14 protein-coding genes are annotated in these 14,673 nt (G+C 65.8%); 6 read left to right on the top strand and 8 right to left on the bottom strand.

Annotated features, from left to right (window positions below; translation table 11 throughout):
- Nucleotides 1-36 precede the first annotated feature (36 nt).
- The 4 genes from folE (at nucleotide 37) to E5673_RS15310 (ending at nucleotide 2,691) form a co-directional block, all read left to right on the top strand.
- A complete protein-coding gene (gene folE / locus E5673_RS15325; protein ID WP_247599419.1) occupies nucleotides 37-675 on the top strand; it encodes a GTP cyclohydrolase I FolE in 639 nt (212 codons plus the stop codon).
- On the top strand, nucleotides 675-1,433 hold the full coding sequence (locus E5673_RS15320; protein WP_136190681.1) for an SDR family NAD(P)-dependent oxidoreductase: 759 nt from the start codon (nucleotides 675-677) through the stop codon (nucleotides 1,431-1,433). Before folE ends, E5673_RS15320 begins: the two co-directional genes overlap by 1 nt.
- Nucleotides 1,426-1,782 carry a dihydroneopterin aldolase gene (locus tag E5673_RS15315; protein ID WP_136190680.1) on the top strand — a complete coding sequence of 119 codons (357 nt, stop codon included), beginning with the start codon at nucleotides 1,426-1,428 and terminating at the stop codon, nucleotides 1,780-1,782. The genes E5673_RS15320 and E5673_RS15315 overlap by 8 nt, the downstream gene beginning before the upstream one ends.
- 231 nt (nucleotides 1,783-2,013) lie before the next feature.
- Nucleotides 2,014-2,691: a type 1 glutamine amidotransferase domain-containing protein gene (locus E5673_RS15310; RefSeq protein WP_136190679.1), complete on the top strand. Its 678-nt coding sequence runs from the start codon at nucleotides 2,014-2,016 to the stop codon at nucleotides 2,689-2,691.
- Nucleotides 2,692-2,735: 44 nt separating this feature from the next.
- On the opposite strand, the gene leuA is transcribed toward E5673_RS15310, so the two are convergent.
- The 6 genes from leuA to miaA form a co-directional block, all read right to left on the bottom strand.
- Nucleotides 2,736-4,394, bottom strand: coding sequence for a 2-isopropylmalate synthase (gene leuA / locus E5673_RS15305; RefSeq protein WP_136190678.1), 1,659 nt, complete (start codon nucleotides 4,392-4,394; stop codon nucleotides 2,736-2,738).
- A gap of 194 nt (nucleotides 4,395-4,588) precedes the next feature.
- A complete protein-coding gene (locus E5673_RS15300) occupies nucleotides 4,589-5,194 on the bottom strand; it encodes a YceI family protein (protein WP_136190677.1) in 606 nt (201 codons plus the stop codon).
- A gap of 482 nt (nucleotides 5,195-5,676) precedes the next feature.
- The gene (gene ilvC, locus E5673_RS15295) at nucleotides 5,677-6,696 is read right to left on the bottom strand and encodes a ketol-acid reductoisomerase (protein ID WP_136190676.1); all 1,020 of its coding nucleotides are present in this window, start codon (nucleotides 6,694-6,696) and stop codon (nucleotides 5,677-5,679) included.
- Between the two features lie 106 nt (nucleotides 6,697-6,802).
- Nucleotides 6,803-7,318, bottom strand: a complete 516-nt coding sequence (gene ilvN, locus E5673_RS15290; protein ID WP_056048113.1) for an acetolactate synthase small subunit — start codon at nucleotides 7,316-7,318, stop codon at nucleotides 6,803-6,805.
- A 1-nt stretch (nucleotide 7,319) separates the two neighbouring features.
- Entirely contained in the window at nucleotides 7,320-9,080 is a 1,761-nt protein-coding gene (gene ilvB / locus E5673_RS15285; protein WP_136190675.1) for a biosynthetic-type acetolactate synthase large subunit, read from the bottom strand.
- An 82-nt stretch (nucleotides 9,081-9,162) separates the two neighbouring features.
- Nucleotides 9,163-10,092: a tRNA (adenosine(37)-N6)-dimethylallyltransferase MiaA gene (miaA, locus tag E5673_RS15280; protein WP_136190674.1), complete on the bottom strand. Its 930-nt coding sequence runs from the start codon at nucleotides 10,090-10,092 to the stop codon at nucleotides 9,163-9,165.
- Here miaA and serB point away from each other — a divergent pair.
- Nucleotides 10,085-10,966 (top strand): phosphoserine phosphatase SerB, encoded by an 882-nt coding sequence (gene serB / locus E5673_RS15275; RefSeq protein ID WP_136190673.1) that lies wholly within the window; start codon nucleotides 10,085-10,087, stop codon nucleotides 10,964-10,966. The two genes, miaA and serB, sit on opposite strands and share 8 nt — an antisense overlap.
- A 139-nt stretch (nucleotides 10,967-11,105) precedes the next feature.
- On the opposite strand, the gene E5673_RS15270 is transcribed toward serB, so the two are convergent.
- Together E5673_RS15270 and E5673_RS15265 are read right to left on the bottom strand one after the other, a co-directional pair.
- Nucleotides 11,106-11,588: a hypothetical protein gene (locus E5673_RS15270; protein ID WP_136190672.1), complete on the bottom strand. Its 483-nt coding sequence runs from the start codon at nucleotides 11,586-11,588 to the stop codon at nucleotides 11,106-11,108.
- A gap of 354 nt (nucleotides 11,589-11,942) precedes the next feature.
- Nucleotides 11,943-13,016, bottom strand: coding sequence for an SPOR domain-containing protein (locus E5673_RS15265; RefSeq protein ID WP_247599418.1), 1,074 nt, complete (start codon nucleotides 13,014-13,016; stop codon nucleotides 11,943-11,945).
- Nucleotides 13,017-13,228: 212 nt separating this feature from the next.
- On the opposite strand from E5673_RS15265, the gene E5673_RS15260 reads away from it, so the two are divergent.
- The gene (locus E5673_RS15260; RefSeq protein WP_136190670.1) at nucleotides 13,229-14,536 is read left to right on the top strand and encodes a tetratricopeptide repeat protein; all 1,308 of its coding nucleotides are present in this window, start codon (nucleotides 13,229-13,231) and stop codon (nucleotides 14,534-14,536) included.
- The last annotated feature ends 137 nt before the right edge of the window (nucleotides 14,537-14,673 follow it).

Raw genomic sequence — 14,673 nt, 5'->3', positions numbered from 1 at the left:
TTCCGATGTTTGGGTATGCTGACAAAGGGTGTTGCGATGCGGGATGAACTGAACGGGTCCGAGGGGCGGCCAGCTGGGGGCGATGTACTGGGTCCCGACGGCAAGGTGATTGTGCCCGAAGACGTAGCGTCGGCGATCCGTACGCTGATCCGCTGGGCGGGCGACGATCCGACCCGCGAGGGGCTGCTCGATACACCGCGTCGTGTTGCACGTGCGTGGAAGGAATATTGCGCGGGCTATGGCGACGATCCGGCGAAACATCTCGAACGCGTGTTCGAGGAAGTCGGCGGCTATGACGAGATCGTCCTGCTCAAGGACATCCCGTTCCAGTCGCATTGCGAGCATCACATGGCGCCGATCATCGGCAAGGCGCACATCGCCTACCTGCCGCGCGACCATGTCGTCGGTATCTCGAAGCTCGCGCGCGTGCTGCACGGCTTCGCGCGGCGGTTGCAGGTGCAGGAGCGGCTGACCGCGGAAGTGGCCGACTGCATCTGGGACAACCTCAAGCCGCAGGGCGTCGCGGTGGTGATCGAGGCGAGCCATGCCTGCATGACGGCGCGCGGTGTCCGCACGCCGGGGGTGACGATGGTCACGAGCCGGATGATGGGCGTGTTCCGCGACGACGAGCGCAGCCGCAAGGAAGTGCTGGCCTTGATGGGACGTGGCGTTTGATGCGAACCGTCCTGGTGACGGGCGGGGCAAAGCGGCTGGGCGCGGCGATCGTCCGGCGGCTGGCGGCGGACGGGCACGCGGTGGTCGTGCACCAGGGACATTCCCCCGACGAGGCGGCCGCGCTGGTGGCGGAGATCGTCGACGGGGGAGGGCGTGCCGCTGCGGTGGCTGGGGACCTGAGCGATCTGGGCACGATCGGCGACCTGTTCGCGGCGGCACGCTCGGCGATTGGCGGGCCGATCGACGGACTGGTGAACTGCGCGTCGAAGTTCGAGTTCGACCGACCGCCGACCGTCGATCCGGTGCTGTTCGCCGAGCTTGGCGCGATCAATTGCGGCGCGCCGGTGCTGCTCGCGTCCGCGCTAGCGTCGCAGGACGACGTCGCGGACGGCGCGGTGGTCAATGTGCTCGACCAGAAGGTGGCCAACCTCAACCCGGACTTCTTCTCGTACAGTTGCGGCAAGATCGCGCTGGAGGGGGCAACGATGATGCTGGCACAGGCGCTCGTCCCACGCATCTCGGTCAACGCCGTATCGCCGGGGCTTACGTTGCCAAGCGGAGACCAGACTGAAGAAGAGTTCGCGGCAGTGGCGAGCGACAATTTGCTCGAGCGGCCGGTCGGCGCCGACGCGGTCGCGGACGCGGTCGCATGGTTGCTGACCGCAAAAGGCGTGACGGGGCAGAATGTGTTCGTCGATTGCGGGCAACGGTTTCTGACGCGAGACGGCGACGTGATGTTTGAGGGGCGGAATGGCTGAATTCACGACGATCCTGGACGGACTCGAGGTGATGATGCGCCTCGGCATCCACCCGCACGAAGTCGCGCCACAACGCGTGGTCGTCTCGGTCGAGATGACGGTCGTGTATCCAGGCCCGCTCGGCGACGATGCGATCGGGGAAGTGCTCGATTACGACTTCGTCCGCACCAGCATCCTGGCGATGGTAGCGGAGCGCCCGTTCGCGTTGCAGGAGACGCTTTGCGAGGCAATCGCCACGCTGTGTCTGGCGGACGAGCGGGTGCGGCGGGTCGAGATCGAGACGATGAAGACCGACGTCTACCCCGATGCCGCGATCGGCTGCCGCATCGTGCGGGAGCGCTCGATCTAGCGAAAGATCGATCCAGCGTTTGAGAAAGACTTGTTGCCCCGCGAAGGCGGGGATCCAGACTGGGCTCCCGCCTTCGCGGGAGAACAAGGAAGGGCATGGCTCCGTATGATTGCCGACCGGTCCTGCTCAGAGCGATAGTCTCACGATCGAGCGCATTTCGGTCCCACACGCATGGCGCCGATCCTAGAGCCGGTTCGTTCTCTCCCCACGAACCCGATCCGGAGACCAAAGTTGAAAATTCTCGTCGTCCTCACCTCGCATGCCGATCTCGGCGATACCGGCCGCAAGACCGGCTTCTGGCTCGAGGAACTCGCCGCGCCCTATTACGTGTTCAAGGACGCGGGCGTAGACATCACGATCGCATCGCCGGCAGGTGGCCAGCCACCGCTCGATCCCAGCAGTGCCAAGCCCGACGCGCAGACCGACGCGACACGCCGGTTCGAGGCGGATGCCGATGCAACCGCCGCGCTCGCCGATACGCGCAAACTGTCCGACATGCGGATCGCCGACTACGACGCAGTGTTCTATCCCGGCGGGCATGGGCCGCTTTGGGATCTCGCCAACGATCCGGCATCGATCGCTTTGATCGAAACCGCGATCGGCGCAGGCAAGCCCGTCGCGCTGGTCTGTCACGCACCCGGCGTGCTGCGCGACGTAAAGGCCGCCGACGGCGCGCCGCTGGTAAAGGGCAAGACGGTCACCGGCTTCACCAACAGCGAAGAAGCCGCGGTCGGGCTCAGCGATGTCGTGCCGTTCCTGGTCGAGGACATGCTGCAACAGAAGGGCGGCAACTACTCCAAGACCGCAGACTGGGGCGTGTACGTGGTCGAGGACGGCCTGCTGATCACCGGCCAAAACCCCGCCTCGTCGGCAAAGGCGGCACAGGCGTTGCTGGCGAAGCTGGCGTAAGGTTAAACGGCCACCGGTTCAGCCGATGGCCGTATTTCATAAGGTCAGGCGCGGTTGGCGGCGCTGAGGACCGCGCGGACCGAGGCGGTGGCGATGTCGGTATCCATGCCGACTCCAAACACCGTCCTGCCCTCCGCGGTGCGACATTCGACATAGGCAGCAGCCTGCGCATCTGCGCCGTGGCCGATCGCGTGCTCGTTGTAGTCGACGACGTCCAGCGTCGGTCCGGTCGAGTCCGTCAGTGCCGCGATTACGCCCGAGATCAGTCCGTTGCCACGTCCGGAGATCGACCGCTCCTCGCCGTCGATCGCCACGCGACCAATAAAGACGCGCTGCCCAGAGGCACCGCTCTCCTCGTAATCGCGCAATTCCACGCGGTCGTCCGCCTGCGGCATGTAGGTCCGCTCGAACAGGCTCCAGATATCCGCGGCGTTCAACTCGCGGCTGGTTTCGTCGGCATAGGCCTGCACGTGCCGGCTGAAGTCCGCCTGCAACCGCTTGGGCAGCTTCAGCCCCTTGTCCTGCTCGATCACCCAGGCGACGCCGCCCTTGCCCGATTGCGAATTGACGCGGATCACCGCCTCGTAGCTGCGGCCGAGATCGGCGGGGTCGATCGGGAGATACGGCACCTCCCACAGCGTGTCGTTCTTCGCCTCCTGCGCCGCGAACCCCTTCTTGATCGCGTCCTGATGCGACCCCGAAAACGCGGTGAAGACCAGGTCGCCAGCATAGGGCGTGCGCGGGTGGACGGGGATGTTGGTGCAGTAATTGACCGTGTTCACGACGCCGTCGATGTCCGACAGGTCGAGCTTCGGATCCACCCCCTGCGTGTACATGTTGAGCGCGACGGTCACGAGATCGCAATTGCCGGTCCGCTCGCCATTGCCGAGCAGGCAACCCTCGACCCGGTCCGCCCCCGCCATCATGCCGAGCTCCGCCGCCGCGACGCCTGTGCCGCGGTCGTTGTGCGTGTGCAGCGAGATCGCCACCGCGTCGCGATTACGGATATGCCGCCCGAACCATTCGATCTGGTCGGCATAGATGTTCGGCGTCGCGCACTCGACCGTCGCGGGCAGGTTGAAGATGATCGGATTGTCGGGCGTCGGCATCAGGACGTCCATCACCGCCTCGCAGACCTCCAGCGAGAAATCGAGCTCGGCGGTCGAGAAGGTTTCCGGCGAATATTCGAACTGCCAGCGAACGTTCGGCTGCTTGGCGGCTTCATCGCGCAGCACCTTGGCGCCGTCGATCGCGATCTGCTTCACCTGTGCGCGGTCCATCCCGAACACGATCTTGCGCCATGCCGGCGACACCGCGTTGTAGAGGTGCACGATCGCGGTCTTCGCGCCGACGAGGCTGGCAAAGCTCGTCTCGATCAGGTCGCGGCGCGACTGGGTGAGCACCTGGATCGACACGTCGTCGGGGATGCGGCCGGTCTTCACCAACCCCGAGATGAAGTCGAACTCGGTTGCGCCCGCGCTCGGGAAGCCGACCTCGATCTCCTTCAAGCCGACCTTGCAGAGCAGGTCGAAGAAGCGCGTCTTCTTCTCGGCATCCATCGGGTCGATCAGCGCCTGGTTGCCGTCGCGCAGATCGGTCGAGAGCCAGCGGGGTGGCTTGACGATCGTCTTCGACGGCCATTGGCGGTCGGGCAGGTCGACTTGTGGGAAGGGACGGTATTTGGTCGTTGGGTCGCGCAGCATGGCTCGTGTCTCTCGTATCGTCGGGAGCGTTCGGGTCAGCCCTTAGGCGCGAGGCGCGGGGCATGACCACCGCGCAAACGATCGGCGCGCCTAAGGGCGCGTAAGTCGAAGCAGCAGGAGGCGGCCATACGTCATTAACGTCGTCCTATCGCGCGGACACAGTCCGTGTCCAGCGCGATAGAAAATTCGACAGATTATTGCGCCGAGAACGCGGCGTTGATCGTCAGGTCAACCTTGTCCGACACGACCGGGGCGTAGGCGCCGATATTGAAGTCGCTGCGCTTGATCGACGTCGTCGCGCGGAAGCCGAAGTTGAGCTTCTTGTTCATCGGGTTCGCGCCGGCGCCGATGAAGGTCGCCTGGAGCACGACCGGCTTGGTGACGCCCTTGAGCGTGAGGTCGCCGGTGATCGTCGCCTTGCCGCCGGTTGCGACGACCTTGGTCGAGACGAACTTGGCGGTCGGGTAGGTCGCGGCGTCGAAGAAGTCCTTCGACTTCAGATGGCCGGCGAACGGCGCTGCGGTGACCGACAGCTGGTCGATCGCGAAGTTCACTTCGACCTTGGTCGCGTTCGGCTTTGCGGGATCGATCGTGATGCTGCCCCCCGACGCGCCGAGCTGGCCTTCGAGCATCGAGAAGCCCATGTGGTTGACGGCCCACGTCACCTGCGTGTGGTTGGGGTCGACCGCATAGGTGCCGGCGGCGACGCGTGCCTTGACGGGGGCGCCGGGGACGCCTGCGGTCTGGGCCAGTACTGGCGCGGCGGTGAGGGCGAGGATCGTGGCTAGGACTAGGCGCATGCGGGGTCTCCTGTTTGACGCGCGATGCTGGCCGAGCGGAGGGGGCGCGTCAAACGACGTTATGCCAACGCTGTGTTTCGGAATTGGGTCGGGGGGCGTCGCGCTCCCGCTCTCGGTAGAGTGCACCGCAAGCTCTCGTTCCCCCGCGGACGCGGGGGCCCAGCTAAACCACGATCACCGCCCGAGATCCTGGCCCCCCGCGTTCGCGAGGGAACAGGATAGGCAGCGATTGACGCTTCTCCCAAAACGCCACCACCCCGGCGAAGGCCGGGGCCCAGTTGGAAAGGTCGAGGTATCGGAGCGTCGTCGTCCATTAGCAACGTCCCCCAGCTGGGCCCCGGCCTTCGCCGGGGTGGTGGTAGGCGCAGGCTTTACGCTGGCCTCAGCACTTCCCCCACGCCAGCCCGTCGGCCCCGGCGAAGCCGTGCCCTATGGGCAGGCTCCGACGTGCCGGCCGGTCGATAAAGCGAAAACTGACGAAGTCAGTTCTTCGCTTTGTCGACCAGCGCATTCTTCCCGATCCAAGGCATCATCCCACGCAACTCCGACCCGATCTTCTCGATCGGATGCGCCAGCGCCTGCTTCCGCGCCGCCTTCAGTTCAGGCTGCCCCGCACGGTTGTCGAGGATGAAGTTCTTCACGAACCGGCCCGACTGGATGTCGGCCAGGACGCGCTTCATCTCGGCCTTGGTCTCCGAGGTGATGATCCGCGGCCCCGTGGTGATGTCGCCATATTCCGCAGTGTTCGAGATCGAATAGCGCATGTTGGCGATGCCGCCCTCATACAGCAGGTCGACGATCAGCTTGGTCTCGTGGAGGCACTCGAAATACGCCATCTCGGGCGCGTAGCCGGCCTCGACCAGCGTCTCGAACCCGGCCTGGATCAGGTGGGTGATGCCGCCGCAGAGGACTGCCTGCTCGCCGAACAGATCGGTCTCGCATTCCTCGCGGAAGTTGGTCTCGATGATCCCCGAGCGACCGCCGCCGACGCCGCTGGCATAGGCGAGCGCGATGTCATGCGCGTTGCCCGACTTGTCCTGGTCGATCGCGATCAGGCAGGGGACGCCGCCGCCGCGGACATATTCGCTGCGCACGGTGTGGCCGGGGCCCTTGGGCGCGATCATGATGACGTCGAGATCGGCGCGGGGCTCGATCAGGCCGAAATGCACGTTGAGGCCGTGCGCGAAGGCGATCGTCGCGCCCTGCTTGAGGTTGTCGTGCAGGTCGCTCGCGTAGATCGCCGCCTGATGCTCGTCGGGGGCGAGGATCATGACGATGTCGGCCCAGGCGGCGGCTTCCTTGTTCGACTTGACCGCGAAGCCGGCCTCGATCGCCTTCTTGGCGGTGGCCGAGCCTTCGCGCAGCGCGATCGCGACGTCCTTGACGCCTGAATCGCGGAGGTTCTGCGCGTGCGCATGGCCCTGCGAACCATAGCCGACGATCGCGATCTTCTTGTCGGTGATGAGGTTCAGGTCGGCGTCGCGATCGTAATACACACGCATTGGATTCTTCCTTCTTTCGTCATTCCGGCGAACGCCGGAACCCAGGGTTCCAGGCGGCGCCGATTGTGGCTCTGGATCCTGATTTTCGTCAGGATGACGCAGTAATTCAGGCCGGCTCTTTGCCGCGGGCGATCGCGACGATGCCGGTTCGGGCTACTTCGATCAGACCGACTTCACCCATAAGTTCGACGAACTTGTCGATCTTGTCGATGCCGCCGGTGACCTCGAACACGAAGCTCGAGGTCGTCGCATCGACCACGCGGGCGCGGTAGACGTCGGCGAGGCGCAGCGCCTCGATCCGGTGGTCGCCGGTACCGCGGACCTTCACCAGAGCAAGTTCGCGCTCGACGTGCGCGCCCTGCGCCGTAAGGTCGGTGACCTTGTGGACGGGGACCAGCCGGTCGAGCTGGGCGATGATCTGCTCCATCGTCGCCGGCGACGCGCTGGTGACGATCGTGATCCGGCTGACCGACTTGTCCGCGGTGATCTCGCTCACCGTCAGGCTCTCGATATTATAGCCGCGCGCTGTGAACAGGCCGGCGATCCGGGCGAGGATGCCCGGTTCGTTGTCGACGATGACGGCGAGCGTGTGCCGCTCGGCCTTTTCCTGGGAAATGTGCATCTTAAACCAGCGCCTTCGCTTCGTCGTCCATCGTGCCGGACACTTCGTTCGCCTGCAGGATCATGTCGGTATGCGCCGCGCCCGACGGGATCATCGGGAAGCAGTTGGTCAGCTGCGACACGCGGCAATCGACGATCACCGGGCCGTCATACGCCAGCATCTCGGCGATGCCGCCGTCGAGCTGGTCGCGCGTCTCGATCAGGATGCCCTTCCAGCCGTAAGCTTCGCCCAGCTTGACGAAATCGGGCAGCGAATCCGAATAGCTCTCGGCATAGCGGCTCTCATAGGTGAGCTCCTGCCACTGGCGGACCATGCCCATATACTGGTTGTTGAGGATGAAGATCTTCACCGGCAACCGGTATTGCGACGCGGTGGCCAGCTCCTGGATGTTCATCTGGATCGAGGCCTCGCCGGCGATGTCGATCACCAGCGCGTTCGGGTTGCCGAGCTGCGCGCCGATCGCGGCGGGCAGGCCATAGCCCATCGTGCCGAGACCGCCGCTGGTCAGCCACTTGTTCGGCTTCTCGAACCCGAAATGCTGCGCAGCCCACATCTGGTGCTGGCCGACCTCGGTCGTGATGATCGGCGACCGTGCGTGCGTCGCGTCGAACAGCGCCCGAATCGCGCGCTGCGGCATGATCTCGTTCGGGTCGTTCTCGGGGAAATCGAGACACTTCACCGCGCGCCAGCCAGCGATCCGACGCTGCCAGTCGGTCGTGTCGGGCTTGGGATGCTGGCGGCTCTTCCAGATCCGGACCATGTCCTCGAGCGCATGACCGACGTCCGCGATGACGCCGAGATCGACGCGCACCGTCTTGTTCACCGACGAGCGATCTATGTCGATATGCACTTTCCGCGAGTTCGGGCTGAACGCGTCCAGCCGCCCGGTCACGCGGTCGTCGAAGCGCGAGCCGAGCGCGACGACGAGGTCGGCCTGGTTCATCGCCATGTTGGCCTCGTACGTGCCGTGCATCCCGAGCATGCCGAGCCACTGCGGGCCGGAGGCGGGATAGGCGCCGAGGCCCATCAGCGTCGACGTCACCGGCGCGCCGGTGATGCGGACGAGTTCGCACAGCAGCTGGCTCGCGGCCGGACCCGAATTGATGATGCCGCCGCCGGTGTACAGGATCGGACGTTCGGCCGCGGCGAGCATGTCGACGAGCTGCTCGATCTGCGACTGGTCGGCCTTCACCTGCGGGCGATAGGTCTTGTGCTGGATCGGGCCGGGCTTCTTGTAGCGCGCGGTCGCGACCTGCACGTCCTTGGGAATGTCGACGACCACCGGGCCGGGGCGCCCCGAGGTGGCGATGTGGAACGCCTCGTGGATCACGTCGCCAAGCTTGGCGGGGTCCTTCACGAGGTAGTTATGCTTCGAGCAATGGCGCGTGATGCCGACGGTATCGGCTTCCTGGAACGCGTCGGTGCCGATCAGCGCGGTCGGCACCTGGCCGGTGATCACGACCATCGGGATCGAATCCATCAGCGCGTCGGTGATCCCGGTCACGGCATTGGTCGCGCCCGGACCCGAGGTGACGAGCACCACGCCGGGCTTGCCGGTCGAGCGGGCATAGCCTTCCGCGGCATGCGTCGCAGCCTGCTCGTGGCGCACCAGAATGTGCTTGATCCGACCGCCGTTCGAATTGTGGCGAAACAGCGCATCGTAGATCGGCAGCACGGCGCCACCCGGATAGCCGAAGACGACCTCCACGCCGAGATCGCACAGCGCCTCGATCAGGATATCGGCTCCACTCTTCTCGGTCATTTCATATCATCCTTTGCGAGAACGCTGCCTTTAGCGTCTCGTGGAGGGGCCGGCTACCGATATAAAAGATGCGTGTCAAACATCATTTGAGCAATATAGTTTCAAATTGCTGCAAGCGCGTTGGGAGATCGAGCACTTGGGTGCGGGGCCAAGTGGCGGGCGGCTGGTGTCGGAGCCAGGTATATTGGCGCTTGGCATAGCGGCGCGTGGCGAGCGATCCAGCGGCAATGGCGTCGGGTTTCGAGGTCTCGCCGCGGACCAAGGCGGCGATCTCGGGCATACCGATCGCGCGGCGGATCGGGGCGTCCTGCGGGATGTCGGTGCGGGCGAGCAGCGCGGTGATTTCCTCGCGGCTGGTGTCGGCCATCTCGGCGAAGCGCTGGTCGATGCGCGCGTTGAGCCAGTCGCGGTCGGGGATCAGGATCAGCGCGCGGACGTCGATCGTATCGCCGATCCCGCCGATCTTCTCGGTCTGCCAGTCGGCAAGCGTCCGGCCGGTACCGCGGACGACTTCTAGCGCTCGGGCGACGCGGGTTGTGTCGGCTGCATTGAGCTTGGTTGCGGCCTGCGGATCAAGTTGCGTGAGTGCTGCGTGCGCCTCCGCGACGGGCAGGGCGCGGACTTGCTCGCGAAGGGCCGGGTCGATGTCTGGGACGGGTGCGATACCGTCGAGCAGCGTGCGGATATAGAGCCCTGTGCCACCCGCCAGGATCGGCAGCTTCCCCTCGGCGAGCGTATCGCGGATCGCCAGCGTCGCCTCGGTAGCCCAGCGCGCCGCGGAGTAGCTCGCATCGGCGGCATCGACGTGTCCGAAGAGCCGGTGCGGGGCGCTGGCCTCTTCTTCTGCCGACGGGCGCGCGGTGAGGATGCGGAGGTCGGCATAGACCTGCGCGGAGTCGGCGTTGATGACGACGCCGTCGTGGCGCGCGGCGATGGCGAGCGCGAGCGCGGACTTGCCGCTCGCAGTCGGCCCTGCGATGAGCGCGACCTTCGGGAGATGTTCTATGTTCACGGCAACGCTTATAGCCTCGGGCACGCTGACCGCAGGCGATATTTCGACTGCGATGGACCGCCTGCGCGACGCAGGGTGCGCACCGGGTGCGAGCGGCTGGATCGACGAGGGCGAGGCGGCCGACCTGATCTTCGGGATGGCGCCGGACGCGGCTCGGGTCGCGCTCGAGGGTGCGTTCGTCGGTACCGACGTGGTCGTTCAATCGAGCCTGACTCGCACGAAGAAGCTTCTAGTAGCTGACATGGACTCGACGATGATCACCGTCGAATGCATCGACGAACTCGCCGACTATGCCGGTATCAAGCCGCAGATCGCGGAGATCACCGAGCGCGCTATGCGCGGTGAACTAGATTTCGAAGCGGCGCTCGACGCTCGCGTTGCCCTGCTCAAGGGGCTGGCGGAAAGCGACATCGAACGCTGCCTAGCCGAGCGCGTCACGATCATGCCCGGCGCGAAGGCTCTTGTACGGACGATGCGGTCGCGGGGCGCTCTGGCGGTGCTGGTATCGGGCGGCTTCACGCGCTTCGCGGAGCCAGTGGCAAAGGAGATCGGCTTCGACCGTGCGATCGCCAACGTGCTGGAGATTGAGAGTGATGTGCTGACGGGGAGGGTGACCAAGCCGATCGTCGGATCGAACACGAAGCTGACGACGCTGCACGCCGCGATCACCGAGCGGGGGATTGCGGTAGAGGAATCACTCGCGGTTGGTGACGGCGCGAACGATCTGGCGATGATCGAGGCGGCCGGGCTGGGGGTAGCGTATCACGCCAAGCCGATCGTTGCCGCAGCAGCCGCCGCGCGGATCGATCATGGGGATCTGACGGTGCTTCTCTATGCGCAGGGTATCGCGAAGCAGCACTGGGTGCTGGACTAAGTTCTTACCCCTCCCTGGAAGGGAGGGGCAGGGGGTGGGTCGGTTTTCGCAAGTTCGGACCGTAGTGGCTCAAGCCGGCCAACCCACCCCCAACCCCTCCCTTCCAAGGAGGGGCGTAGAAGTAAAAGCCGAGGGAGGGTCAGGCCTTCGTCAACGGCGTCCCGCTTGCAGCGCAGACATACGTCGCGAGTTCCTCCCGTAACGGCAGGCCCTTGATGGGGCGTAACGGACCATCATGCGCTACGTTGGTTTCGACCAGCGCGCGGTTCGGGCCGACACCGAGAACATGGAACAACCGGTTGCCGCAATCCGTCTCGGTGCGCGCATAAGCGACCTTGCCCTCATGCTCCTGCCGCAGGATCGCGATGATCGTGCCGCTTGCCGCCTTCCGCTCGCGCAGCAAGAAGTGGCGCGACGTCGGATCGGAGGGGGTAGGAATCAGGCGCCCCTTCACGGTCAGCTGCTCGGGCTTGGGCACCGCCACCTCAGTCTCGGCAAGGTTGCGCAACGACACGCCGTTATCCGCCATCGCGTCGGTATTATTAGTAGCAGGCTGCTCGCCAGAACACGCGGCCAACAGCGTCGCGCCGGCAACTGCCAGCGCCAAGGTCTTCGAAATCATGCATCTAGCTCCCGGTCGATGTCGAAACGAAACGACCGGTCCGGCTATTTGATCCCTGCCGCACCCGATCGCTCATCCGCCGGGCAAAGGCACGATCGCTCAGCGCGCCTTCTTGTCAGCCACCCGGTCCGCCCGCGCGACGGACTTCGGAGGAACGGCAGATTCGCAGATGCGACGCGTCGGCTGGCACGCAATCCCGACCGTAGAACACCCTTTGACGCTAGGCGCGGTAGGACACGCGCGACACTGCTGCTTGATTTCGGTGCAGGTCGATGGTGCGGACAGCAACGCCAACGTCAGGAAGAACATAAGAACATCCTCGTCATGAGTATCGTAGCCGCCGGGCTCATTCGTTCAGGGCGCAACGATCACACACGCCACGCCAGACGCCGAGCAAGCCCGCGTCGCATCCGCCTTCGAAGCAAACCCACCTGCCTGCAGCCGCGTCACGCCGCCCGCCTTCGCGTAGAAGGGCTGTGCACCGCGCAGCTTGCCGCGAACCTTGTTCCACTGCGTCTCGGCATTGCCCTGATCGCGGAACGCGCCAAGCTGCACGCGCCAATTGCCCGTCGCACGCACCGGCGCGGGCTTGGCCGCTATAGCTTTTGCCGGAGCAGGTTTCGTCGGCGCAGGTTTCGTCGGTACAGGCTTGGGCGGCTTCACCTGCGCCTGCCTGACCGGTGCCGGCTCGCGCGTCGGCGTCGGTTCCCGCGTCGGGGCCGGTTCGCGGGTCGGCCCGGGAACGTGCGCAGGAAGCGAACTCGGCGGCAGCTTCGACGGACGCGGCGCGCTGGCGGTACGCTGCGGCGCCACCGAAGTTTGCCCGACCGTAGCACGCGAAGGTCCCGGCGGCGGGGACTGCAACGCATATTGCTGCGCGAGCGCGGTGCCCTTCTCGCGGTCGGTGGGCGAGATATACTGGTCCATCTGCGCGAGCGTCTGCGAGGCCGACCGCAAGCCCGACGCCGAGGCCCGCGTCATCAGCGCATAGGCCCGCGGGAAATCACGCGGTATGCCGTCGCCGTTGAACAACATCGTCCCGAGCACCAGCTGCGCCCGCGGTTCACCATGCGCGACCGATTTCTGCAGCCACGGCAGCGCATCCGTCTTCTTTCCGGCCTGGAACAACGCGAGCCCGTAATTGTCGGCGGCCTGCACATGCCCCTGCATCGCCGCCTTCCGGAACCAGCTCTCGGCCAGCACCGGATCCAGCGGTACGCCGCGCCCCAGCTTGTACGCCTGCGCCAGGTTGAACTGCGCGTCCGCATCGCCTGCCACCGCCAGCGGGCGCCACTCGGTGATCGCCCGCGGATAATCGCCCTTCGCCCAGGCATCGACGCCGGCCTTCACATCGGCAAACGCGGGGGCGGCGGCCAGCATCCCGCTCAATGCGATCGCACCCACCAAAAGCTTACGCCGAACCGTCATCGCCATCCCTCATACCGTCTCGCCGCCACCATGCCGCCGTTCGTCGCGCAAGGCAAAGGGCGACCGTTCCCGATCCCCAACATCGCGCCTCCGTAAGTCATTATGAAGTCGCGTTAACCGCTTCTTTAAACCGATATGGCACTCCGTACGCGAATACCGGGAGTGGGAACTATGTGCGGTCTAGCGTTTGCCATGAAACAGGGATTGCCCCGATGACCACGCGCGCCCTCCTCCTCGGCGGCATCTCCGCCCTACTGCTCGGCGGTACGATGGTCGGCTGTGCCGCGAACGGGGGCGGCATCGCCTCGGCCAGCGATCGCAATGCGGCGCTCGCGGCAAAGGGTGCGGCTGGCGATGCGGGGCAGGCTCAGGCGGCACTCGCGCGCAACGATGGTCCCATCGCGATCGGCTATGCGGAGCGTGCAGTTGCGCTGATGCCGCAGCAGGCAGACTATCGGATGCTGCTCGGGCAGAGCTATCTCAAGGGCGGGCGGTTCGCCTCGGCCTCGCACGCGTTCGCCGACGCGCTGCAACTGTCGCCGACCAACGGCAGGGCGGCGCTCAACCTCGCGCTGTCGCAGATCGCAACCGGAGACTGGCAGGCCGCGCGTCACAGCCTCGAAGCAAACGCCGCGATCATCCCGGCGGTCGATCGTGGCCTTGCTCTTTCTTTGGCGGGCGACACCGCCGGCGGGATCGCGGTCCTGACCGAAGCCGCCCGTTCGCCTGCGTCGAACGCAAAGGTGCGCCAGAACCTCGCGCTGAGCTTCGCGCTGGCGGGACGTTGGCAGGAGGCACGCGTGGTCGCGGCGGCGGACATGGCACCAGCAGACGTCGACGCCCGGCTCGAGCAATGGGCTTTGTTTGCGCAGCCGGCCAAGGCGTCCGACCAGGTGGCGAGCCTGCTCGGCGTTCGCGCAGTGGCGGATGCGGGACAGCCGGTCGCGCTGGCGTTGAACGCGCCTGCGCCGGGTGTTCCGGAACAGGCCTTGGCGGACGCGGATTCGGTCATTGCGCCGACCGAAGCTGCGCCTGTGCAGCTCGCTTCGGTGTCAGCGGCTGGCGTCTCGAAGATCGCGTTCGGACCGCGGCAGGAGGTCGTTCAGGCGTTGCCGACGATGATGCTCCGTCCGGCCGGCGGCCCGATCAAGCTCGCGTCTGCACCCGTCTCATCGGGTCGCGCCATGGCGACCGCGGCGTATCAGGTGAAGGCGCCGGCAACCGGCAACTGGTACGTCCAGCTCGGCGCCTTCGAAAGCGCGGGGGTCGCAAGAGACGGCTGGGCACGCGCCGCACGCCGGTTTGCGGTGCTCGCCAGCTATTCGCCGAACGGCATGACGTTCAAGGCGAAGGGCGAGGATGTGTACCGTCTCTCGGTCGGCGGGTTCAGCAAGTCGGCGGCGAATGCGATGTGCCGCCAGTATCACGCCAAAGGCGGCGCCTGTTTCGTCCGCCAAGGCGCGGGCGACGTCATGGCGCAGTGGTTGCGCAGGCCCGGCATGCAGATGGCGTCGCGATAACGGGCGCTGCCGCCTTGTTCGTCCCACCGCTTCGATAGACGCCACCCCGGCGAAGGCCGGGGCCCAGTTGAGAGGTAGGCGTAACGGAGCGCTGTCCTCAGTTTGCGACGTCCCCCAACTGGGCCCCGGCCTCCGCC

The organism is Sphingomonas sp. PAMC26645, assembly GCF_004795835.1.
In the GTDB taxonomy this organism is placed as follows: Bacteria; Pseudomonadota; Alphaproteobacteria; order Sphingomonadales; family Sphingomonadaceae; genus Sphingomonas.
The sequence above is the reverse complement of the archived record's forward strand: the minus strand, read 5'-3'. Positions and strand labels throughout refer to the sequence as shown.